Origin of the sequence: Desulfobacca acetoxidans DSM 11109 (assembly GCF_000195295.1) — a bacterium.
GTDB lineage: Bacteria > Desulfobacterota > Desulfobaccia > Desulfobaccales > Desulfobaccaceae > Desulfobacca > Desulfobacca acetoxidans.
The window spans coordinates 1,800,947-1,823,939 of record NC_015388.1; the positions used below are offsets into that span (position 1 = coordinate 1,800,947).

At 52.6% G+C, this 22,993-nt stretch carries 18 protein-coding genes; 12 read left to right on the plus strand and 6 right to left on the minus strand.

From position 1 onward, the window contains the following. Positions 1-26 precede the first annotated feature (26 nt). Together DESAC_RS07930 and DESAC_RS07935 are read right to left on the minus strand one after the other, a co-directional pair. Entirely contained in the window at positions 27-1,106 is a 1,080-nt protein-coding gene (locus DESAC_RS07930; RefSeq protein ID WP_013706557.1) for a permease, read from the minus strand. A gap of 60 nt (positions 1,107-1,166) precedes the next feature. Further along, positions 1,167-1,559 carry an ArsR/SmtB family transcription factor gene (locus DESAC_RS07935; RefSeq protein ID WP_013706558.1) on the minus strand — a complete coding sequence of 131 codons (393 nt, stop codon included), beginning with the start codon at positions 1,557-1,559 and terminating at the stop codon, positions 1,167-1,169. Positions 1,560-1,687: 128 nt separating this feature from the next. On the opposite strand from DESAC_RS07935, the gene DESAC_RS16050 reads away from it, so the two are divergent. Next, positions 1,688-1,903, plus strand: coding sequence for a hypothetical protein (locus tag DESAC_RS16050; RefSeq protein WP_013706559.1), 216 nt, complete (start codon positions 1,688-1,690; stop codon positions 1,901-1,903). On the opposite strand, the gene DESAC_RS07940 is transcribed toward DESAC_RS16050, so the two are convergent. Continuing rightward, positions 1,881-2,345: a hypothetical protein gene (locus DESAC_RS07940; protein WP_013706560.1), complete on the minus strand. Its 465-nt coding sequence runs from the start codon at positions 2,343-2,345 to the stop codon at positions 1,881-1,883. The two genes, DESAC_RS16050 and DESAC_RS07940, sit on opposite strands and share 23 nt — an antisense overlap. A gap of 876 nt (positions 2,346-3,221) precedes the next feature. Between DESAC_RS07940 and DESAC_RS07945 the strand changes: the two genes are divergently transcribed. Continuing rightward, the gene (locus tag DESAC_RS07945; protein ID WP_013706561.1) at positions 3,222-3,500 is read left to right on the plus strand and encodes a hypothetical protein; all 279 of its coding nucleotides are present in this window, start codon (positions 3,222-3,224) and stop codon (positions 3,498-3,500) included. Between the two features lie 20 nt (positions 3,501-3,520). Here DESAC_RS07945 and DESAC_RS07950 read toward each other — a convergent pair whose 3' ends face one another. Both DESAC_RS07950 and DESAC_RS07955 read right to left on the minus strand, forming a co-directional pair. Continuing rightward, complete coding sequence (locus tag DESAC_RS07950) at positions 3,521-4,759, minus strand: M20 family metallo-hydrolase (protein WP_013706562.1); 1,239 nt, start codon at positions 4,757-4,759, stop codon at positions 3,521-3,523. 87 nt (positions 4,760-4,846) lie between these two features. Next, on the minus strand, positions 4,847-7,060 hold the full coding sequence (locus DESAC_RS07955) for a spermine/spermidine synthase domain-containing protein (protein WP_013706563.1): 2,214 nt from the start codon (positions 7,058-7,060) through the stop codon (positions 4,847-4,849). Positions 7,061-7,414: 354 nt separating this feature from the next. On the opposite strand from DESAC_RS07955, the gene DESAC_RS07960 reads away from it, so the two are divergent. From DESAC_RS07960 to DESAC_RS07985, 5 genes are all read left to right on the plus strand, one after another. After that, positions 7,415-8,119 (plus strand): ABC transporter ATP-binding protein, encoded by a 705-nt coding sequence (locus tag DESAC_RS07960; RefSeq protein WP_013706564.1) that lies wholly within the window; start codon positions 7,415-7,417, stop codon positions 8,117-8,119. Continuing rightward, positions 8,116-10,674 carry an FtsX-like permease family protein gene (locus tag DESAC_RS07965; protein WP_013706565.1) on the plus strand — a complete coding sequence of 853 codons (2,559 nt, stop codon included), beginning with the start codon at positions 8,116-8,118 and terminating at the stop codon, positions 10,672-10,674. Before DESAC_RS07960 ends, DESAC_RS07965 begins: the two co-directional genes overlap by 4 nt. Before the next feature lie 529 nt (positions 10,675-11,203). Beyond that, a complete protein-coding gene (locus DESAC_RS16610) occupies positions 11,204-13,309 on the plus strand; it encodes a TonB-dependent receptor, PCPU motif-type (protein WP_441294343.1) in 2,106 nt (701 codons plus the stop codon). 26 nt (positions 13,310-13,335) lie between these two features. Further along, on the plus strand, positions 13,336-14,289 hold the full coding sequence (locus DESAC_RS07980) for an SAM-dependent methyltransferase (RefSeq protein WP_013706566.1): 954 nt from the start codon (positions 13,336-13,338) through the stop codon (positions 14,287-14,289). 500 nt (positions 14,290-14,789) lie between these two features. After that, a complete protein-coding gene (locus DESAC_RS07985) occupies positions 14,790-15,260 on the plus strand; it encodes an HAD family hydrolase (protein WP_041283871.1) in 471 nt (156 codons plus the stop codon). A gap of 24 nt (positions 15,261-15,284) precedes the next feature. Here the strand turns inward: DESAC_RS07985 and DESAC_RS07990 are convergent, their stop codons facing one another. Then, the gene (locus DESAC_RS07990) at positions 15,285-17,813 is read right to left on the minus strand and encodes a PEP/pyruvate-binding domain-containing protein (RefSeq protein ID WP_013706568.1); all 2,529 of its coding nucleotides are present in this window, start codon (positions 17,811-17,813) and stop codon (positions 15,285-15,287) included. A 651-nt stretch (positions 17,814-18,464) separates the two neighbouring features. On the opposite strand from DESAC_RS07990, the gene DESAC_RS15240 reads away from it, so the two are divergent. From DESAC_RS15240 to DESAC_RS08015, 5 genes are all read left to right on the plus strand, one after another. Next, positions 18,465-19,292, plus strand: coding sequence for a 50S ribosomal protein L11 methyltransferase (locus tag DESAC_RS15240; protein ID WP_013706569.1), 828 nt, complete (start codon positions 18,465-18,467; stop codon positions 19,290-19,292). Between the two features lie 49 nt (positions 19,293-19,341). Next, positions 19,342-19,929: a methylated-DNA--[protein]-cysteine S-methyltransferase gene (locus DESAC_RS08000; protein WP_013706570.1), complete on the plus strand. Its 588-nt coding sequence runs from the start codon at positions 19,342-19,344 to the stop codon at positions 19,927-19,929. 403 nt (positions 19,930-20,332) lie between these two features. Beyond that, on the plus strand, positions 20,333-21,439 hold the full coding sequence (gene ispG / locus DESAC_RS08005; protein WP_013706571.1) for a flavodoxin-dependent (E)-4-hydroxy-3-methylbut-2-enyl-diphosphate synthase: 1,107 nt from the start codon (positions 20,333-20,335) through the stop codon (positions 21,437-21,439). Between the two features lie 179 nt (positions 21,440-21,618). Beyond that, positions 21,619-22,041, plus strand: a complete 423-nt coding sequence (locus DESAC_RS08010; RefSeq protein ID WP_013706572.1) for a hypothetical protein — start codon at positions 21,619-21,621, stop codon at positions 22,039-22,041. 18 nt (positions 22,042-22,059) lie between these two features. Next, positions 22,060-22,689, plus strand: a complete 630-nt coding sequence (locus tag DESAC_RS08015; RefSeq protein ID WP_148231207.1) for a hypothetical protein — start codon at positions 22,060-22,062, stop codon at positions 22,687-22,689. Positions 22,690-22,993: the final 304 nt, after the last annotated feature.

Genomic DNA, 22,993 nt, shown 5'->3' on the forward strand with positions numbered 1-22,993 from the left:
TTTTTCATAGCCGTTGGAATTAAAAATTAGAATACGGCATTGAAGACAAAGCCGACGATGATAATTCCCAAGGCTACTACGCCTACAAACACTCCAATAAGCTGGGGCTTTAACACCCGACGCAGGATGATAACTTCGGGCAGGGACAAACCGATAACCGACATCATGAAGGCCAATACGGTTCCCAAAGCGGCGCCCTTACCTAATAATGCCTGTACTACCGGGATGATGCCGGCGGCATTGGAGTAGATGGGCACCCCGATGAGGACCGCCAGGGGTATCGACCACCAGGCGTCATTTCCCATGATAGATGCCATCATGCCTTCGGGAACATAACCGTGAATACCGGCACCTACGGCGATGCCCACGACAAGATAGGGCCAGACCTTGCCGACAATATCCCGTACGGCGCGACCGGCGTAATCCAATCGACCGGACCAATTTAGTTCAGGCATGGTCGCGGTCTTTTCTACCCTAATTTCATATACCCAATCCTCTACCTGGCGCTCCAGATGCAAACGGCCGATGACCCACCCGGAGACCATGGCGATGATCAGACCCGTGGCGAGGTATATAAGGGCTATGCGCCATCCGAACATGCCAAAAAGCAGGGCCAGGGCGATTTCGTTGACCATCGGGGCAGAGATTAAAAAAGCAAAGGTTACCCCGAGAGGGATGCCGGCCTCCACAAACCCGATAAACAAGGGTACGGCGGAACAGGTGCAGAAAGGCGTGGCGACGCCCAACAAAGCGGCCAGAATGTTGCCGAGGATTTCCCGTTTCCCGGCCAGAATGGCACGGGTGCGTTCCGGGGTGAAGAAAGACCGGATGAGGCCGACGCCAAACACTACCAGGACCAGCAGCATAAAGACCTTGGGGGTGTCATAGAAAAAAAAGGCTACGGCTTCTCCCATATGGGTTTGCGGGGCGAGACCCAGGAGATTGTAGGTCAGCCACTGGGAGAAGGGCAGGAGTTGAGAGTAAAGGGGCCACCAGGGCGCCAAGGACAGGATCAGTAGAACAGACTTGACGGGCAATCGATGCCTTGCAACTGCTGCTGACTCGGGAGCCAGACAGGCGCACTTTTCGTTGACTGAGTGGTTCATACATTATACCCACTTAATTATATAACCGGATTTACAAATATGATACTGAAAAAAATTTTTTCAGGTGGTCTCCACGGCAACGTCACAGATGCACGTCGGTTTTCCCTGAAGATTCATCTGACCTTTGGTGTGCAGCCAGGATTCCAGGCGTTCGAGCAGATTTCGGGCTTCGGTCCGAGTGGCCATTTCGGCGGCCAGCATTTGCAGCAGTTTAGCCGCGTAGCTCCCTTGCGGGACCGAAAGGCGATAGTACATCCATAGGCCTTCCCGGCGATCGCTGACCCAACCCAGGTGGTAGAGGTAACGGAGATGGCGGGAAGCCTTGGACTGGGTAATGTTCAGGGTTTTCATAATATCACAGACGCACAATTCCTCACGGTTTATCAGAAGCCAGAGAATTTTCAGGCGGGTTTCATCGGCCAGCGATTTGAAGAGATCGACTGTATGTTTCATGAATATATAATAACCGGTTATACGAATGTTGTCAATAGCTATCTTTTAAATATTTAATGGTCCGGAAGCTTCTGGGATAGGGGTTGGATTTTCGCTGGAAATTGTCAGTCTGTCTTAGGATGGCTCAAATGGTGCGCCAAGGCGTCGAGATGGTGGATGTCCCAAAGAATACGTTTCCGCAAAAAGTGATGATTTCTTCAACGGAATTTCACGGTGAAATGAAACTCGGTCGGCGGGGTGTAATGGCATGGTTAACCGTGTTCCGCCAAACCTTGTTACCTGCTCAAGGTTTTTTACTGCAGTTAGGTATTATACTCCCAGTTAATCCAATCGGTCGGTTTTAAGGTGGTGTACCTGGGGGTAGAGTTGCCGTCCGCCCAGAGGAACGAGCTCCCCGTAAATAATGATCGGATCGAAACGCTTGGGGGCATAATCCAGGCGTTGGGCATAAGTCATGGCGGCTCGCGGGAAATAGCCCTGGAGATCGGAGGATTGGTAGAGGGAAAACCATTCCAGCGCTCCCCAGGAGAAAGGATAGCGCAGTTGATTGAGGTAGTAATAGACCGGTGCCGGGTCGTAGGTGAGAAACTCCCAGAAAAGGGCCTGGCAACAGATAAGCTGGCCGGCAGAGAGACGTGACTTCCCCGGTTCCAACAACTGCGCAAAGTCGACAGGAGTATAGGCATTGGGGTTGAAGTCTGCCGGGACGGTCCTCACCTGACCGCAGGCGGCTATGAGAAGGAGGGCGCCCAGAGAGCAGGCAAGCAGTCGGTCATAGAATGGCATAGGAAACCTTGGTAATTCACTGTCCTTGGCATAAAGGCTGATGCCCTTGCAGGTAGCCGGCCTCGCAGCCGGGATGGATTGATTCTTTTTACAAGAAATCTTGATATAAGAAAAGGGGGAAAATCTTTTTTTCCGGCGCTCATGAAGCTATCATGCCTTTTCTCCGGCAAAAACATTGCATCGATATTGCTCGAAGCCTTGATAATCAATGACCTTACTCTTCCATAAAAAACCCTTTTATGCTTGAGCATTTCCTAACTCATCAATAGAGCATCACATTCGCGCTGCCATACCGAAGCCCTGCACTATTTCTCCCTGAAGGACAAAACAAAACTCCTCAATCGTGGTGTAACTGCACTTATTTGGGAAGCATTCGCATGCTTCGTTGTGATCACCGGAACATGAAAGTTTGCGTGAAAACAGTGCTCTTAAAGACGGCGGGCGCGGCCCGCCCTATGAGTAAATTGCCGATAAATTATCGAAAATGGGATAGGGCGGCCCATGGCCGCCGTTTATGTTTAACATGGTCGATGAGAAAATATTTATATGAAAACAGTGGGCGGTGGGCAGCAAAAGCAATATTGTGAGCAGCCGCCACGGTTCTGTTTTTATGCTTCCTTGGGTTCCGTAGAACATGATGATTATATATGAACATATGTTAATATTAAATTTTAATCATCGCTTTGTCAAATCCAGTTTTTGCCAAGTCGACTGCCAACGCTGGCTATTGCCCCGAAAAAACCCTTATTGCAGCCCGCTCCGACCTGTTGACCTGATTCTTGACTAAACGCGGCCCCCGGCTTAGACTCATGGTTGAGTCTTTGGCAGCATGGCCTTTTGGTCATTTTCAACGGATTGAAAGGTAGGAACGAATAGATGGCTTACAAAGTAATCATCCGGCGGCATGACGGTGTGCAGTCGTATCTGGTATTGGATGATCAACCTCGGGAACTGCTCCGGCACGCGGGTTTTTTAGAGGAGTTCTCCACCAGAATTTGGTACGGGTCGCTAGCGCCGGATGAGGCCTTGGAAGAATGGGCCGAGATGATCGGAGAAGACCCTTTCGGCGATAACTACCAGATTGTTGATTCGAGCAACTGGGAGTTCATCATTGATAAACCGGAGTGGGACAAGCGTCGGCCTGGTAAAAGCTAAAAGACGGCTTCAATAACCGATTAATCGGCGTTTAAGAAGACATGGGCGAAGACCTGGCAATCGCCGATGAGATGGTTGACATTGACGCATTCGTTGGGCTGGTGGGCGGTGAAGGCATCGGTCATCCATACTGCCGCAGGCAGTCCCATTCGGCGGAAAAAGGCGGCCACGGTATTGCCGCCTATGCCCTGGGGCTTGGCCTGGCGTTGATAAACCGCCTGGACGGCTTGAGTCAGGACCTGTACCACGGGGGCATCCGGGGGAGTGGCCGGGGGGCTCTGGACCTGCTGGACCACATCAATGGCGATAGCAACTCCAAAGCGCCGCTCGATGTCGTGGGCAATTTCTTTAACCTTGGCGATTATTCGGGTCAGGTGATAGACAGGCAGCACCCGGCAGTCCAGATAGAAGACATCCAATCCGGGGATGGTGTTGATATTTTGAACATTGGCCTCTTTTTTGGTGGCCTCGAAGGTGCTGTGGGGAGGATCAAAGAACGGCTCGACAGCATTAAATTCCTGTTCCAAGGCCTCCAAGGCGACGATAAAATGGGCACTGGCCCTCAGGGTATTGATGCCTAGCTCGGGTTTGCTGGCGTGGCATTGGCGGCCTTTGACTTCCAGGCGCAGCCATAGGATACTTTTTTCGGCGATTTCAATGAGGGTGCCCTCCTGGTTCCCGGCGTCGGGGACGATGATCAGATCATCGGTTGAAAAGAGCTCCGGGTGTTTATCCAAGAGATAGGCCAGGCCTTTCTGGCTGCCGGTTTCCTCGTCGGATACGAGCGCCAGGCCGATGGTGCGCGCCGGCGTGATCCCGGCCTCAAGGAAAGCCCGAGCCGCAAAGAAAGACGTCACAATGCCGTGGTGGTCATCCTCGACGCCGCGCCCATAGAGCAACTCTCCCGCCACGTGAAGGGAAAAGGGATCGGTGTGCCAGAGGTTCAGGTCACCCACCGGCACCACGTCCAGGTGGCTTAAGACCCAGACCTTTTTCGAACTTTGCCCCGGCAACAGGGCCACTAGATTAGGGCGCTGACCACCCGACACCCGGTCATCGGGGGCCGGGTAGTCGGTGACGGTGAGGCCCAACTTTTGCAGTTCGGCGGTTAGGAAGTGGGCTTTCTCGGTTTCGCCGGGGCCGTCGTTGTCCGGACCCACGGCCACCCGCCGGACAAGTTCTCGTTGCAGTGATATCATGTCATCCCGGTAGCCGGCGATGAGTTGTTTTATACGGGGGAAATTTGTATCAGATTTCATGGTCGATTCTCGCTAAGGGAGCTCGATGAGGGGTGCTCCAGAATTTTATATAAACCTCTTACATGATAATCCATTGATACAAAAAAATTAAGTTATTTGTGGAGTGGGTTCGCCTTTCGGAAAAGGCTGTTTTAGAAGAGTTGGTGGCTGGGTTAGCATGGAAAGAAAATAAAGACCTGCTACAAAAAGCAACAGGGCCTTGATGCCTGTTATAAAGGTGACGGATTGGAGCATAGCACCTACCAAGGCCCCGATTAAATTTGCCCCCAGAGCAGTGTCCTTGCCAACTACAACAGCAAAGGAGCGAATAAAGACTATGCCGCTGAAGACTATGGGGAGAGTAGTCAAACCACCAACAACCACGACTTTGCTGAAGTAGGGTAGAAAGGCAAAACGGGAGAGATCTAAGAAATATAAGGTTAGACAGGATAGTATGAGTGCTACATAGGTAACCTTTAACGGCAGTTTCGGAAAAATGGCAGCCAGAAAGTTAGCCACCAGAATCATGACCAAGACACCGGAGACGATAACTGCATTCACTTCCCAGGTATTGCCCAATGCCACAGCGGCCTTGCTGATATTTTGGACTTCCAGGAGCAGGAAAGCGGCCCCTAGAAAAAAGAAATGCCAGTGAGAAAGCCTCCATTCGCTGAAGAGCTGTTTCAGGCTGAAATACTTCCCGCACCGAATCAGGAGTAGAAACATCATTCCTGCCAAGAGATAGTATAATATTGGAATAGTAGGTGTCTGTAAATAAATATATGGCCAATCGTCAGTAGTTACTTTTGTAGTGTAGGTCAGCGGAACTGGTTTTGTATTTTGCCATTTTTCAATGAGAGCGGCAAATCTCTTATTATTATCAATCTGTTTTCTTACTGTTATTAAATCACCGGCAATAAAAATGACTCCTCCCCAGCCGTAATTACTGTAGGGGATACAGAAACAAAGTGGATATTCTTGAAAAACCTCAGACAATATACTTGCCATACGATCGGCAATAAAAGGTTTTTGAGCTTCAAAACTCAGTACGATAATACCTCCAGGAGCCAGCAGCGATTTGGCTCTTTCGAGGCTCTCACGGGTATAGACATAATGGTCCAGACGGGCGTTGGTCATAGCGGTAGTCGTGTGAGAATCCAGCAACCCGAATGATATTACATCGTATTTTCCCTGGCAAGTAGCGAAAAAAGAGCGGGCGTCATCATTAACCACCTGCACGGTTGGAGAATCATATGGTTTTTCAGGGTGATATCGGCGTCCCAATGAAATAATGGCCGGATCGATCTCAACTGCAGTTATTTTTTTTATGTTATGGCGTATCCCAGCGGCGGCATCGTTGCCGGAACCGGCGCCTACCACCAAGAAGCTTTGAGGACGGGGGTGCAAAATCAATGGAATATCATACTGGCTCAGGCCCATCATTTCGGAAGAAAATTTGTTGGGGTGAGATTTTACATTTTTTTCGCTCAAATCAAGCAGGGCTTGGTAATTTGTATTATTAACGGTCAGGTTAAACTTTCCTGCTTCTTTTTTTTGGCAGCTAGATTCTTTAAGAACGAGTTTTTGATATGGAGACCACAAAATTTCCAGTGAATTTTCTTGGCTCGCCAACCAGGAAAAGATAATAATTCCCAATAAAAGGGCAAAATCGATTTTTCCTTTGTTTCCCCATTCTAAGAAGAAAAATAGAAAAAAAGCCATGACTATAAGCCAGATTACCGGTGGTTGGTGTAAAACACTTAAAAGGACGAATAGCCAGGTTCCTATGAGGCTGCCAGCAACGTTAACCGAGTAGGCCCAAATTGTTTGAGGATGAGCATCGATTAATCGTCCTAACAGCCGACCTAAGGGGATAAATATGTCAACAATCAAAACCATTAAAAGGAAGGTAAGGAGAAGTCCGGCGATCAAATAAAACAAAGCTTCCCAAAGATTGCTGACAATAACAGAATGCCAAATAACCAAGTCTCCTAAATTACTGAGCATTTGGCTTATATTGCCTAAAACTTCTTTGGTCTGGGGAATTGCTATCAATAATATCAGAAAAAAAAGTGGAATAAGTAGAAGCTTTCGCAATGCCACAGGTTTTTTACTTGTAAAACAACCTATCCCCAGACCCAAAAAACAGACAACCAAGATTGTATTTTGTAGATAGGCGAAGATTCGAATTTCCGTGGAAATCCAGCGGATAAGGAGCATTTCCAAGAAAAGACCCAACACGCTTACGAGAAAGATTGCCAAAGTTATATTTGCAGGCCCATAGTAATCGGCCCCGGTGGATTTCCCCTGATCAACAGACACAACTTACCCTTTTTAGCCCGCTTTATTCATGATATTTTGAAAAAGATAGCTAACTCATTTTAATGCCATAGATTAACAGGCTTACCTGAAATACAGACTGTTTTTTTGCACAGGCTGGAAAGCCTGTGCCACCGGGTATATGGGATTTTGGTGAATTATCCGGGTTAGATATCTAACCTTAAGGGGATAAGGCTATCGAAGATTATAAGGTTCTAAGGGCAATTATCGGCAACATTTCGATAAAAGATAAGGAAAGGACTGTATCATTTGAATGTTTGAATTGCCTGACTGGTAAGGCTAAAATTACGTCTTGTAATATTTCAGAGTGAAAATCAGAACGAGGTTTTTCTAAACGTGCAAAAGAATAAAGACGTACCTGTCCAACCTCAGTCCCTCATCATTTTACGGGGTGTCACCAAAATCTACCACCAGGGTTTGGAGGAGGTTAAGGCTTTACGGGACGTGGACCTCAAGATCGCCGACGGCGAATTTGTGGCGGTGACCGGCAAGAGCGGCTGCGGCAAAAGCACCCTGCTGCATGTCATCGGCGGCTTGGAGAACGTCTCGGCGGGCAGCATCCAGTTTCAGGGGCGGGACTTGAGCCGCTTCGACGACGTGCAGCTCACCCGCTACCGCCGGGACCAGGTGGGCATCGTGTTCCAGAGTTTTAACCTGATGCCCTTGCTGACCATCGTCGAAAATGTAGCCCTGCCCCAGATTCTGCGGGGCACGCCGTCCCACGAGGCCCTGAGGTTGGCCGGGGAATGGCTTAGGCGGGTAAACCTGACGCATCGGCGCAACCACAAACCCCACCAGGTATCAGGCGGAGAGATGCAGCGGGCGGCCATCGCCCGGGCCCTGATCAACCGGCCGGCCCTGCTGTTGGCGGATGAACCGACCGGCAACCTTGATTCGACCCATGCGGCGCAGGTGTTGCAGCTCTTCGCCGAACTGCATCGGCAGGAACGGTTGACGGTGGTCATGGTGACGCACGCCCTGGAAGCGGCGCAGTTTGCCGACCGCACCCTGAAGATGCAGGATGGACGGTTACATCCATGAATACCTGGATGTTGCGCCTGCCCTTTCGGCATCTTAGGGAACACCCCGGCCGGAGTCTATTAGGGATTCTTAGCATCGCCTTGGGAACGGCGGTCTATCTTAGCATTGCCCTGGCCTCGAGCAGCGCCTTGAGGAGTTTTCAGGCCGGAGTGGCGGCCGTAGCCGGCAAGGCCCAACTGCGTCTGCAGAGTCCGGGGGCGGCCCTGGATGAGGTATTGTATGCCCAGGTGCGGCGGCGGCCGGAGGTGAAGCATGCCGCGCCGGTGGTAGAGACCATGGTGGAGATCAAGGGTCAGGAGTCCTCCTCCGTCGTGCTCTTGGGGATCGACCCCTTTTCCGAGGGTCCTCTGCGGGATTATCAGTTCCTCTCCGGTTCGGGACTGGATCAGGAGGCCTTCATTAATTTTCTGACCCGCCCGGGTTGGGTGATGCTCAGCGCCCCTCTGGCGGCGCGGTTGCACCTAGCCCCCGGTGATGGCTTTACCGCCGTGGTGGGGGCTCTGGTCCGGAACCTGCGCGTTGCCGGCATATTTCGCACCCCTGGCGACCTCTACCCTCTGGAAGGGGCGATAATGCTTATGGATTTGGGGCAGGCGCAGGAGTTGTTGGACCGGGTGGGGCGCCTGGACTATGTGGACCTTATCGTCGAAGGGGACATTGAAACTGTCGCCGCATTGCTGCGGGGGATTTTACCACCGGGAGTGGAGATTGCCACTCCAGGGTCCCAGGCGGAGTATATGGCGGGGTTGGTGGCGGCCTATCGCCTCAACCTGTCGGTGTTGAGCGCTATCGCCCTCTTTGTCGGGATGTTTCTGATCTATCAGTCAGTAACCCTGTCGGTGGTGCGCCGCCGCCGGGAGATTGGCCTGCTGCGCACCCTGGGGATGACCAGGGGGCAGGTGATGCTGCTTTTCCTGACGGAAGGCATCCTGAGCGGCGTCCTGGGGGGGCTTGTCGGGCTGGTGCTGGGTGTCGCTCTGGCTCAAGCCGCCTTGGGTATGGTGGCTCAGAGTCTGACCTCACTCTATCAACCGGCCGCTGCCGGAGAGGTCTGGCTGGAGGGGCGGGTATTGCTGCAGGCCTGGGTCCTGGCGGTCGGGGCGACTTTTCTGGCCTCCTGGGTACCGGCTCGGGAGGCCTCCCGGACCAAAGTCCGGGCAGTCTGGTACAAAGAGGAATTGGAAGAAAAGCTGGCCGGATGGGCCAGGTCCAGTTTCCTCATGGGGATCGGAGTCCTGGGGATGGCCGGGATCGCCGCCTTGATCAAGGTAGGCCATGGTATTCCCTGGCCGGCTTTTTTATCGGCCTTTCTGATTCTGTTGGGATTTTCCCTGTTCACACCCCTGGTGGCCTGGTGGCTGGGATGGCGGTTGTCGCCGATTTTTCGGAGATACCTGGGCTTTGCCGGAGATATGGGTTGCAGGTATCTCTCAGGGTCGCTGAGTCGGAGTGCGGTGAGCATTGCCGCCCTGTCTACGGCCCTGGGATTGGTGATTGCGGTGGTGGCCATGATCGGTTCCTTCCGGCAGACCGTCGATGATTGGGTGATGCGATCAATCAGCGGCGACATCTTTTTCGGACCGGCGGTGTTCTCCACGGCCGGCTACGATCAATTCCTGCCGCCGGAGGTGCTGCGGGACCTGCAGCGGGATGACCGGATTGCCGATCTCTACCATTATCGTTGCGTCCGCCTGCCCTTTAAAGACCGTTATATCCTGGTTATCGGCGGCAGTTTTGACATCCTGGAACGCCACGGCGGTCTCTGGTTCCTGAGTGGGGATCCGCGTGGGACTGTGGCACGCGCCAGATCAGAAGGCCAGATCCTGGTAACAGAGCCGTTTGCCGAAACATTCGGGGTAGAGGAGGGGGAGTGGGTGGACCTCCCGACGCCTTCCGGGCCGCAGCGGCTACAGATCGCCGGAGTGTTCTACGACTACCGCACCGACGGGGCCGCTGTTTGGATGGACCGGGGCCTGTTCCAGAAATTCTGGCACGACGACCGGTTGAACGCAGTGCGTATCTATCTTAAAGACCAAGGCCGGACGAAAGAGTTTCAAGCCGACCTGCGGCAGAAATATCAGGGGCGCTATCGGCTGTCGGCGCTGTCGCACCGGGACCTCAAAGACGGTATCCTGCGCATCTTCGACGAGACCTTTGCCTTGACCTACGCCCTCGAGGGAGTTGCGGTGCTGGTGGCGGTCTTCGGCATTATTACGACCTTTCTGGTGCTGGTCATGGAACGGGAGCGGGAGTTAGCCCTGCTACAGGCCCTTGGGGCCTCCCGAGGGCAGATTATGGGCATGGTATTGGTGGAATCGGGATTGGCCAGCCTGCTGAGCTTTGTTTTAGGCGCCCTGGCCGGGTCGGTCCTGGCCCTGCTGCTCATCCTGGTGATCAATAAACAGGCTTTCGGCTGGACGATCCACCTGTCCTTCAATCCCGATATCTATTGGCAGAGCCTGTTGCTCGTACTTGTCCTCGGGTTGGCCGCCGGGGCCTATCCTGCCTGGCGGGCCATTAGACCGCACCTAGCGGTCATTTTAAAGGAAGAATGATGAGGTGTAACCGGCGGAAATGATGGACGTTGAACAGTTGCATCAATCGGGTGAATAGTTCTTGACAAAAGATAAAAACCCTGATTAAACTTAATCAAAAAATGGGGAGAGTGAATTCTCCCACAAGACTCGAAAATACGCAATATTACCAAACCAAGCCACGAAGGCTCGGCCATAAAGAGGTTGAGATTCGTGGCATTTTTTTGGTTGATTAATGCCGGTTGGCAACCAAGGGGATAGTGCGGTAGCGCAGACCTCCGGGTCTGCGTCCTGAGGAGCCCAGAATGATCACAGACTTAAAGGCTTAGGCCTTATAATTGAAAGGAGAATAAAGCCCAAGGAATAGTATTCAACTTAATTGAGAAAGAGGGCAGGCCGCTCCGGCCAAGGTTATCGGCCTGCCCCCAAGGATGTCGTCGAACGTCACACCCTCATCACATTTGTACCATTTGCGGGGAATTAGGGCAATGGGGGCAGTGACGCACGGAAGAACTTTTTTTGCCTTAAAAAAAAGGGGGGGGTGCGTTTCATGGCTCTCAGAGGATTTATATTGGGGTTATGGCTAATATTTCTGGTTATCCCCGTAGCGGCGGCGGGGGCCGAAACAATGCCGGAAACCCAGGAGGCCGAAGAACAGTCGACCGAAGCGGTAAAATTGGAGGAGATCACCATCATGGCGCCGCAGCCGGGAGTGGAGATCACCACGGACAAGACTATTATCCGCATGGATCAGTTCAAGAAGCCGGGGTACGTCCGCACCCTGGAGGACGTGCTGCAGGAGATCGGCGGTATTGATGTGTTGCGGAGTAATGCCATGATGGCCAGCCCCGGCGATGAGGTGGCCATCCGGGGGTTGAGCGAAGGTCGGCTGGTGGTGGAGATCGACGGTCGCCGGATCAATCATACCGGCCAGATGGGGAGGTACATCGTTGATTGGTCTACTCTGACCGTTGATGATATCGAACGGGTGGAGATTATCCGCGGGGCGCATTCGGTGCTCCATCCTTTCGCCATTGGCGGGGTTATCAATATTATTACCAAAAAAGGAAAAAAGACCGACCAGTTAAAGCCCGATGTCGGTATTTCGTCCGGTTACTCGTCCTTCAATACCTATTTCAATCAGGGGTCGGTGGATGGCGGGATAGCCAACCTCGTGGGCTACCATTTTTCCGGCAGCCGGCAATCCACTGACGGGTATTTGCGCAACAATTTTCAGTGGAACAACAATTATGCCGGAGGTCTGCAGTTCTTTCTGCCGTTTGAATCTACCCTCTGGCTAGGGGCTCGGTACAGCAAGGTCCAATACGGTTTTCCGGTGGTCAACGACCCGACCCGGACGGATTTTGATCCGAGTTATCCTCCCTTTCTATCTACTGCCGATGCGTTGCGCCACCTGCCCACCGCTATCCAGCTTCCCGGCGAACCCATCCCACAGTGGAATAAAGATACCTACTATCTGGATCTCATCCTGACTGCGCCGCTGGGTCCTGGGACCGCCAAGGTACACGCTTACACCACCAACGGCCGCCGGGATATCCATTACTATCAGGTGCAGGCCGGGAAAAATGTCTTCACCAACGTCGATACCCGTGACGTAACCGAGGGAATTTTGGCGGAATACCGGGATATCAAGCTGTTCGAGCGAAATTATCTTAAAGACTATCTGACCGTCGGATTTGATTACCAATTATTAGGACAGCCGCCGTCGAATCCGATGATCTATATAGTAAAATCAGCTTATTTGCAAGATGTGGTCAAGCTGTGGGATAAAGTGACCTTTACCGGCGGGGTGCGCTACTATAACATTCAGATGGACACCTACTATTCCTGGTTTGAACAGGGTCAGCCGGCCCCGGTCTTTCCCACTTCAGGTAAGGAACAACGAGAATCGGACTGGTTCCCGAGCTTCAAACTGGACGTGCAGGCCACCCCGGACACGGCGTTGTATGCCGCGGTCAGCCGGGCGTTGCGCCTGCCCTGCCCCTGAGACTACTACTGGTGGGCGCGGTGCGCCTCCTTGGATAATCCGGTGTTAAGACCGGAGACGGCGTGGGAATATGAAACCGGTATCATTCAGAACTTTAAACCCCTTACCTTAAGGAGCACGTTTTATTACTACGATATCCAAAATTTTATGAACGACAGTGGTATTACCTCGCCGGGAACCGGCCTGGGCAGCAACTGTTTGTACAACATCCCGAGCGTCAAGATGTACGGGGTAGAGTTGGAGGCGGCCTTGGACTTTAAAAACCGCTTCCGGGGCATGGTCTCTTACAGCTATCAGGGGTTTGACGCCACTTATTCTCCTTTTCAACAGGACTGGTCGTACTATCTGCCACTCATTTGCCCTAAACACAAAATCAAGATGATGGGTCGGGCCAGGCTTTGGGAAGACGGCTGGCTTCAGGCCGATGTACGCTTCCTGAGTGCTCGTGAAGTCCAAAAGCATGCCACCGGCAAGCTTGGGGCCTATGCTACTTTGGACTTGGGTTTTGAGCAAAAGTTCCGCTTCTGGCAGCAGGAGTTGTCCCTCAATGTCTTTGGCAACAACCTGACGGGTACCCGCTATCAGGAAATCCAGGGCTACTATATGCCCCGGCAGACCTTCGGATTTACTATTGGAACCAAATTTTAAGCGAATTTCCTTGGAAAGGTGATATCATGCAATTGCGGTTTCGTTTGAGTTTTACGGTATTGCTTGGATGTCTGATGTTGTTGGTCGGAGCAATCTCCGCTCATTCCGGTTCCATCAAGCCTGGGACTTTTTATGTCGTAGGCGTCGGTCCCGCCGGTCCGGAGCATACCACGCTGCGGGCCTTGGAAGTCATCAAGGGGGTGGACTACATCCTCTGCGAAGATAAGATGGTGGAGCGGTTTAAGCCTTACGTGAAAGATAAGCCTGTTCTGGCCGACCCCTGGAAGGGCATGTGGGATTATAAGGGCAAGCCTTGGGAAGAACTTCCCAAGATGAAGCTAGAAGAAAAACGGGCCTTTCAGGAAGAGCGGATCAGAATCCGGGAGGAGATTGTCCGCCAGATAAAGGAGAAATTAGCTCAAGGTAAAACCGTGGCCCTGCTGGACAGCGGCGATCCCTGCCTCTTCGGGCCATCCCATTGGTTTAGTGAAGGTTTTGAGCCGCAACAGGTAGAGATCATTCCGGGAGTGGGGGCCTTTACGGCGGCCATGGCGGCCCTGAAAAAATCCAGCATTCCGGCCTACGACACGCGTTTTGTGATGCAGACCTCGCCGTATTTTTTCACCGGCAGCGGCAAGGAAATGCTCGGCGAACTGGCCAAGTATCCGATTAGCATGGTGTTTTATATGGGCATCAGGGAGCTTCCCAATCTCGTGCCGCTGCTGCGGCAATCCCATCCCGGAGATCTGCCCATCGCCGTAGTCTATAATGCCGGCTATCCCGATAAAGAGAAGGTGGTCAAGGGCACCCTCGATACTATCCTGGAGCAGGTGGCCGGTGAAAAGGAAAAATGGATGGGACTGATCATCGTGGGACGCTGCCTGGAGGGCAAACCTTACCGCACCCGGGTGGAGAACCTGGTGGGCTATCAGGATGTCAAGAAGTCCAAACAGTCTGACAGCACGGTGCCAAAACCATAATCTTTGCGGTGAAGAGCAAGTAAAGGGGAACGCTGGGGGGGACGGGGTTTAGCCTCTCCGGCGTTTGCATTCTGCTTGCCAGGGCTTTGTTTTATCGATAGTATAGGCTAAAATCGGTTCAACGGTGTTCCGTCCGGATAGAGGTTTTTCTCTCCGGCGTTACCTGAGCGGAAGCCGCTGCCGGTCGCATCGCAGCCAGATATGGAGATGTTCCGGTGTATTTTATCGGCCGTAAAGAGTTTATGGCCAATACACGCGCCTTGGGAAGAAAGAGGGATTTGGCAGACTTAGAAGCTCCCGGTAAGGAATGAGTTGCTCCTGACTCTCCGGGGCTCTGTCCTGGGAGCCGGCAACGATCATGCTGCTGTATCATGTCTATGTGAAAACAGTGGGCAGTGAGCAGAAAATGCATTATTGTGAGCAGCTTCTACGGTTCTGTTTTCATATTTCGTTGTGATCACCGGAACCTGACAATTTATGTGAAAGGATGCCTCGAGCTCATGCTGATGATCGACATCCCTGGTTTTAAAGTTCTTGAGTTGGCGCATCTGGTCTTGGATTATAACGGTACCGTGGCGGTAGACGGCAGGCTGGTACCAGGTGTGGCTGAGCGTTTGGAGACGCTGGCGCAAGATCTTCAGATCCACGTTATTACTGCTGATACCTTTGGGATTGTGCGGCAGCAGATGGCGCACCTGCCCTGCCAGGTATCGATTTTGGGGAAAGAGTCCCAGGCCGAGGCCAAACTCCGCTATGTGCAACAGCTTGGGGCGGGCCAGACGGTCGCCATGGGGAACGGCCGCAATGACCGCCTCATGCTGCAGGCGGCCGGTTTGGGAGTAGCAATCATGTTGGCAGAGGGCGCCTCCGGGGAGGCAATTCGGGCCGCTGATGTCATGGTCCGGTCTATTACCGACGCCCTGGACCTGTTGCTCAATCCCTTGCGTTTGACTGCCACTTTGAGATCCTAGCGATTAAGATGAGGGGGATCTAAATTAATCAATGATCTTGCCGGTTATGTGTTCCCGTACGAAATCATTGATATACCAGTCGACGATGCCGTCGGAAAAGAGCACCATATCCAGTTGTTTGGTATAACTGGTTAATTTTCCCATGATGACCAGGCGCTGGAGCATTTGCGCCCGGGGGTATTTGGCCAGTCTGGCTTCGATGATGTCGCCTTTACGTTTGTACTGCAGGTGGAGGTGATCGATGATGGTTTCGATGAGGCGGGCCCGGCGCTCCCGGCGTTCGGGGGTCGAACCGCCCCCATGGAAATGAAAGGTCAGATAGTTGTCGTTGATCTGATCGCTGACGTAGGCCTCTACGCTGGAGAAATGGTAGCCCAGGTGGATGCTGAAGTTCATATAATTGTCCGAGACCAAGGCATAACTCTGATCCCGATAGGGTGTCTCGCCCTCAGCCAATTCCTCTTCGGTTTTGACGAAAATCGAACTGAGGCTGGTAGTGCTGGTGGGTTTGCCCTGGGGCCAACGCATAGCCCTTACCCCTTCCCAGAAGGCCTTGAAGGGGATCGAAGTGATATCTTTTGGCCTAACTCGCCGCCCTCCCGCTGACTTCAGGCCGCCGCCCATATCAAGCATTCTGATCTTAAAGGGCAGATCGGACTCCAGGTCACAGGCTTCTCCTTCATTTTTATCAAAGCCCTCACGCAGGTTAAACATATCCCGCATGGAATATTCATGGGCAAAGCGGACGATGTCATGAATGGTCTGGCAATAGGCCGGGGCAAAAGTCGGGTCCTGGGGATTGACCAGATTCAGGGGGGCAACCTTTTTGGCTATCGCCTTTAAGGTTTGAAAGACGGGGGTTTCGGTCAACTCGTCGTCATCTGCCGGCATCGGCGTGAGCAGTTCCTCAACCCTGCCTGCATAGACATTTTTATAGTTGGCATCAACGGTCACCACCTGTCCGGGTGAGAGCACCTGCGTAGCGTTGCCGGTATTAAGGATGGCAGGGACTCTAAATTCCCGGGCTAACAGGGCCATATGGCCGGTAGGGCTGCCGCCGTCGGTGATGATGGCTGCGGTCTGATGCATCACCGTGACGAACTTTGGTGAAGAGTGGCGGGCTACCAACACGCCGCCGTTAGGAAAATTTTTCAGGTCTTGGTCTTGACGGACGATGACAACCGGTCCGGCGCCTACCCCCCGGCTTGCCACTACTCCGCCGTCCAGCAGGACGTGATAATCGGTTAATGTCCTGGGTCTAACACTTACCTGCTTTTTGGCAGCCACCCGCAGCCGACGGGACTGCAGGAGCCATAACCGGTCTTGGCTATCCAGGGCCCATTCCACGTCTTGGGGTTTTTGGAAGTGTTGTTCCAGTACTGCCGCCCATTTCGCCATGGTCTGAAGATGGTTGTGGGATAGACAGGCGGTCTCAACGATATCGGGCGGCGTTGGGACCTCCGCCACACCGCCCTCGGATTGGCAGACCAACATTACCGGTTTGGCAGGAATGGACTGCTCCAGGATAGCTCCGGGCGGGTCGTAGGCTATCAGATAATAGTCGGGATTTACCCGACCAGCCACAGCGTATTTTCCCAGTCCCCAGACGGCGTTAATCAAGATCCCGTCCGGTTCCCCCGGATCGGGTCGGCGGGTGAAGAGAACCCCGCTGGCCTTGGAGCAGATGATGGGCATTACCACCACGCCCATGGACATTTCCTCTTCTTTAAATCCCTTGTTTTTATAATAAAACAATGCTCGGGCAGTGAAGAGGCTGGCTATAATCGCTTTATAGCGGGCGATCAAATCTTCGGGTTTGACGTTCAGGTAGGTAGCATATTGCCCGGCGAAAGTAAACGCCAGGTCTTCCCCGACGGCGCTGGACCGCACCGCCAGCCGAGGGTGCCCGCCTTCCTGCCGGGCCAGTCGATCATAGGCGACTTGGATGGCTTCAGCCAAGGGCGGCGGCATCTCAGCCTGACGGATCATTTTTTTCAGCTCTTCGCTCACCCGGCCCAGGGTGTCCAGATCAGCCATACTCCATTGGCTAAGCATTTCGGTGATCCGTTCGGCAAGGTGATTATGATCCAGGAATGCTTTATAAGCAGACGTTGTGATGGCAAAGCCGTTAGGAACCGGAAGTTTCAGGCGATTTTTGACCTGGGCTAGGTTGGCGTTTTTGCCACCGCCGATTTCTACCGCTTCCTGCGGCAATTCCTCGAAAAACATGACAAAAGGGGCGGGTGGAATTTCACGCCGCCGGTTCAGGATGTCTTCCACCTCGGCAACGATGCGCTGCCGGGCCTCTTCCAGTTCCAGGTAGCGGTTGTTGCCCAAACCATTGAGGGCCGCCACCATCTCCCCCGTCTGTTCTGCCAGGCGGCTGCAGAGCGAGCGGATATACTGCAGATCGAAGAGGAAGTCACCGGAAAGCTTCTCTCCCAGATCGCTCATGAGATAGAGCACCTGGTTATTGGCCGCCAATAGACGCTGGAAATGGGAGTATCTGGCAGCCAGCGTCAACTCAGTCTGGGATTGAGAAGGATTCCCCATGATTTGTCTCCACGCCGAGGTTATCTTAGTCTTAACATTAAAAAGTTTGGGGAGTATCAATTGCAAGGGTTCCGTAGATGACAGGATTTTTCTTTAATTATAAGAAAACAGTGGGCAGTGAGCGGTGAGCAGAAAAAGTATTATTATGAGCAGCTGCCACGGTTCTGTTTTCATGCTTCGTTGTGATCAGCAGAATATAACAATTTATATCATATTAAAAACCACTGCCCAAGCTGCTATCATCCGGTTGGCATTCCAAACTTCTCCAGACATACTCATCCGGCTCGGAACGATTAACTTGCTCCGACCTGCTTAATTCAGTAGAATGAAAATCTCTGGCGAAATTGCTGTTTTTTCTCATCCTGAATGCCGTGGGAGATATTAACACAATAATAACATTAGATTATTCGCTACGCTCAGAATGCCAAAAAAGGAGAAAGTTGATTTTGCCCGCGCTGTTTTTACTTTATATCTCATCCCATTTTAATCTTGAAACCAAAAACTTGACACTTAGTAGCACCTCAGTTGCTTGGGGCAGGCGGGCAGCAGGTTGAAACGCCAAGAAATGTTGACCAAACTAAAGCAGTGGCAGGTGTGGCAAGCGATGCTAAACAGCATCAATCTTCCCCTTAACGTGAGGAGAGAAACCTTTTGGCTGAATGTCCCTATCAGAAGCTCTTTATCTACGAGATAGAGGGCGAACTTATCCTGCCACCGGACCTGGCGGACAGGAAATTTTTAGGCTGCTGGCGGGAAGGAGACTGTTCCTACCTCTTTTTCACCCTCAAGAGGGAAAGGGAAGTCAAGGCACTATTGGGAGAGGAGCAGATCCAGCGTTATCTTTCGGAGACAATTATTGATTATAAGGATTGGGAGGCCGGACAGCCTCTTACTCCCATACGCCTGGCCGGTTTTTATCTCTGCCCCTTTTGGGAGGAGCCGCATCCGCAGCCAGAAGAACAGCTTATCCGATTAGACCCCGGTGTGGCTTTCGGTTCCGGTTTTCATCCCACTACCCAGATGTGCCTCCGATTAATCAGCCGCCTCTACCACACCACCACGTTGCCCACGGTCCTGGACCTGGGGACCGGCACTGGCATCCTCTCCCTTGCCTGTCTGGCCATGGGGGCAAAACGTATCCTAGCGGTGGACAACCATACTTTAGCCATCGCTACGGCACAGAAAAACGCGGTATATAACCGGGCTGAAAACCATATCACGTTTGTCTGCGGCGATGTCTTGGATTACCTGGCCACGCCCGCGGACCTGGTCCTGGCAAACATTTTTTTTAGCGTCCTGAGCAGTATGTTGGATCAGGAAGTTTTTTTTAATAAACCCTGGTATATCTTCTCCGGTCTGATAGGGACTGAAGTTAACAAGTTTATTACCCGGATGCAACGTCTGCCTCTTGAGGTGGTACAGGTGCTGGATGATAATCTGTGGTTTGCCATCCTGGCTCGTAATACCGCGAGCACTTGATGAATAGAACGTCGATCTTGGCATCTGTCCGATTTTGGTTGATATCGGGATGAGGCGAGTTCGCTCACATTTTGACCGCGGGGAAGTCTCCGACATCTGGGGGGAAATGCTCCAGACCCCACTGTGCCCGCTATGGCTGTATTTTTCCCGTTCAGGTTTGCGGGCGGTGTATTTCAATCATCCCGGCCAGCAGCTTGGGCCGCAGTGGCCGGTGCGAGTCCGGCCAACGGAAGCGAAATTGATGGCAGATCTGCATCGCTGGCGATGGGAGACGGTTACGGCGCTGGGGGCCTATTTTGATGGTCGAATACCAGACTTCGGCCGACTCACCCTGGACATGAGAGGAACGGCTTTTCAAGTTCGCGTCTGGCAGGCTTTGCGGCAGACGCCTTTCGGAGGTCTTACCTCCTACCAGAAATTGGCCCAATGCATAGGTATGCCTGGCGGTGCCCGCGCCGTTGGGGGAGCCTTGAGGGTCAATCCCCTGCCCATCATCATCCCCTGTCATCGGGTGCTGACCGCCAACGGCGGCTTGGGCGGTTTCAGCGCCGGTCTCAATTATAAACGCTATCTTCTGTCGCACGAACGGCTGGTCCTGGACGGCAACCCTCTGCCGCCATACGTTTCTGATTGCTAGACCTTCATCTCTGGAACGTGTCCGGCAGGCAGCGATTCTCTGATCAGTTCGAAGTTTTCTGAGCGGTAATTACCATGATCTACCGGTCATTCGCGAACCACGAAAGAGTGTGTCGGAGAATTTCAGAAGGCGGGATGCGCTTCGCTTTTCCGTCCTAGGGCACCACAGTATCGACAGGCCCGTCGGTAGGGGCGAGTCTTGTATCTGTCAAGAACAACTCGATATTCGGAGCTCTATGTTCTTGGTAACTACCAAAAAATGGAAACCGGAAGCCAGAAACGTTGTTTTTCAACCAACCCGACAGACAATCAGGTCAAACGTGTCTGGCCCGGAAGGGGGCGCTTGCGGTTTTTGACTGAAGGGATAGAATGATTCTATCTCGAAATGGTAACAGGGGGCATACGTGAAATTCAAATCTAACCTGCTTAAACCCCGGCGGCCGACCAGGGCTATTTTCGTCGGTAATATCCAGATCGGCGGCGGGGTACCGGTATCGGTGCAGTCTATGACCAATACCGATACCTGTGATGTCGAAGCTACCTCAAATCAGATCCAACGCCTGGTTAATGCCGGCTGCGAGATCGTGCGCCTGGCAATTCCCAATGATGCGGCTTTAGAGGGTTTTAAAAAAATCCGGGAGGTTTGTATTGCTCCCTTGATCGCCGATATTCATTTCAATTATAAGCTGGCTCTCGGCGCCCTCGAGGCCGGAGCTGATGCCGTGCGGATTAATCCCGGTAACCTTGGCGGAGCTGAGAAGACCAGGCCGGTGGTGGAGGCCTGCCGGATGTTGGGCAAGTCCTTGCGTTTAGGGGTGAATGCCGGCTCTCTCGAGGCAGATCTGATGGAGCGCTACGGCGGTCCTACTCCTGAGGCAATGGTAGCCAGCGCCCGGCGCTGGGTGCGGCAGTTTGAGGACTGGAACTTCGATAACTTCAAGATCTCACTGAAGGCCTCGGATGTCCTGGTGACCGTGGCGGCCTACCGACAGCTTTCCAAAGAGGTGGACTATCCCCTGCACATCGGCGTCACCGAGGCCGGGGGACTCATCGCCGGTACGGTAAAATCCGCCCTCGGGCTCGGTTGGCTGTTGTCCGAGGGTATTGGCGATACGATGCGCGTCTCACTAACTCGGGATCCGGTCGAAGAAGTGCGGGTGGCCTATGAAATCCTCCGGGCTTTGCATATCCGGGAGCGGGGCGTGGAGATCATCTCCTGTCCCACCTGCGGCCGTTGCCAGATTGATCTCTTCAGCCTGGCCGAAGAGGCGGAAAGACGACTGGCCCCGCTGACCAAGCCTATCAAGGTGGCTATCATGGGCTGCGTTGTCAACGGTCCCGGCGAGGCCCGGGAAGCGGACGTAGGCATTGCCGGTGGCAAGGGCGTAGGCGCCCTTATCAAGAAAGGGGAGATGGTCCGGACGGTGCCGGAAGGCGAGTTGCTGCGCACCCTACTTCTTGAGGTAGCCGAACTCACGGGGGAGGCAGTGGATATGGAGGGGCTGGTTTAGTCAAGGTTTTTTTAAAGAAAATGTGCCTGACAGCCGAATGATACTAATAAGAAAATAAGATTTCCGGTTGTTATTCAAAAATTACGTTTTGCACGGGCTAGAAGGTCTGGGCTGCCGATTCATGCCGGACAGTCATCAGGCGCTATTTGGCGTTTCCGGAATAGAGAAAGGGGCAGATAATGTACCGGTTCAGTTTACTTTTCCTTATCTGCGGGTGTCTATGGGGGTGTACTTCCAATCTGGCGGTGAACAATTCGACTAATATCAGTACAGACGCCAATGGCTTCGCCGTGGGGCAGTATAGTGACAGTCGTTCCGGACAGATTAGCGCTCCTTCCAGCTTCTGGCTGGGTGGTGGAGGGGGCGGGGGAGGTGGCAGTGGCCTCGGACTCGGAACTATTATTGCCGGAGGTTCCTCCGGGCAGGTTGAAACCCAGGGGAATCCCCTTCCTTTTGCCCGGGCGGTGGCGATGATTAATTATAGTCGCCGCCTGGACACGGTATCCTGTGATGACCTCTATGGCGGGGTTCGGGAATACAGGTTCTCCGATGCGCCGCTAAAAAAGAAGGGATATCAACCTTTTGGCCACCAGGTTGAGTAATGTAAGATGATAAGGACAATGTGGGGAATCATATTACCGCTGTTGGTGGCGCAGCTACTCATGGGGGGGTGTGCTACTTCTCAGCCGATGAATCATACCCGGCAGGAAATAATTTATGAGCAGGGCAAGGTGCAAAAGTTTTCATACCTGGGAGATGTTTATGGACCCAACCGTGGGCCGGCGGAATCTTCTGAATTTCTCGGTGCGATAGATATCTTGCGGCAGTGTGATGCCGGAGCACTGCCAGAGGTGGCCGATCTGCCGATCTTTCAGGACAGAAGGATTAAGAAAAAGAAGTATATCGGGTTGATAGAGAATTTTACCAATTATGATATTTCCCTTCTATCGGCCAATAGCGGTGCCGCCCTAATAGTACCGGCGCATGGCTGGTTGGAATACGTTTCCTGGCAGCCAAATATCAAGCTTATCGGCTATGTTGACGGCAAACAGGTCTATTATCAATGCCTTCAAGCACATCCCAAAAAATATCAATATCTGGGTGAATCTTATGACTTTGTAGCCGAAATCCGTCCGGAGAAAGCACCGCCCTTGCCGAAAAAGCCGAGAACTTTAAAACGGAAGAAAAAGAAGAAGGTTTGTCAGGGAGGTGATCTTTCGGATTTGAATTTTGATGTGCCAAAACTTTAAAGGCGATTTGAGACGTTGAGCTTCTCTTTGCCATTACCTATCGGTTACCTACAAACCATGAGAATGGGTGCCGGAGAATTTTAGAAGACGGGATGAGCTTCGCTTTGCCGCCCTACGACACTACAGCACCCACAGGCTTATCGTAGGGGAGAATCTTGTATTCGCCCAAGCAACTGCCGTTGTTAATCATTTTTATAAGACCCACAGGCTTATCGTAGGGGAGAATCTTGTATTCGCCCAAGCAACTGCCGTTGTTAAGCATTTTTATAAGGACCTTTTAGTATTCTCATATCTCCTCCCAGCC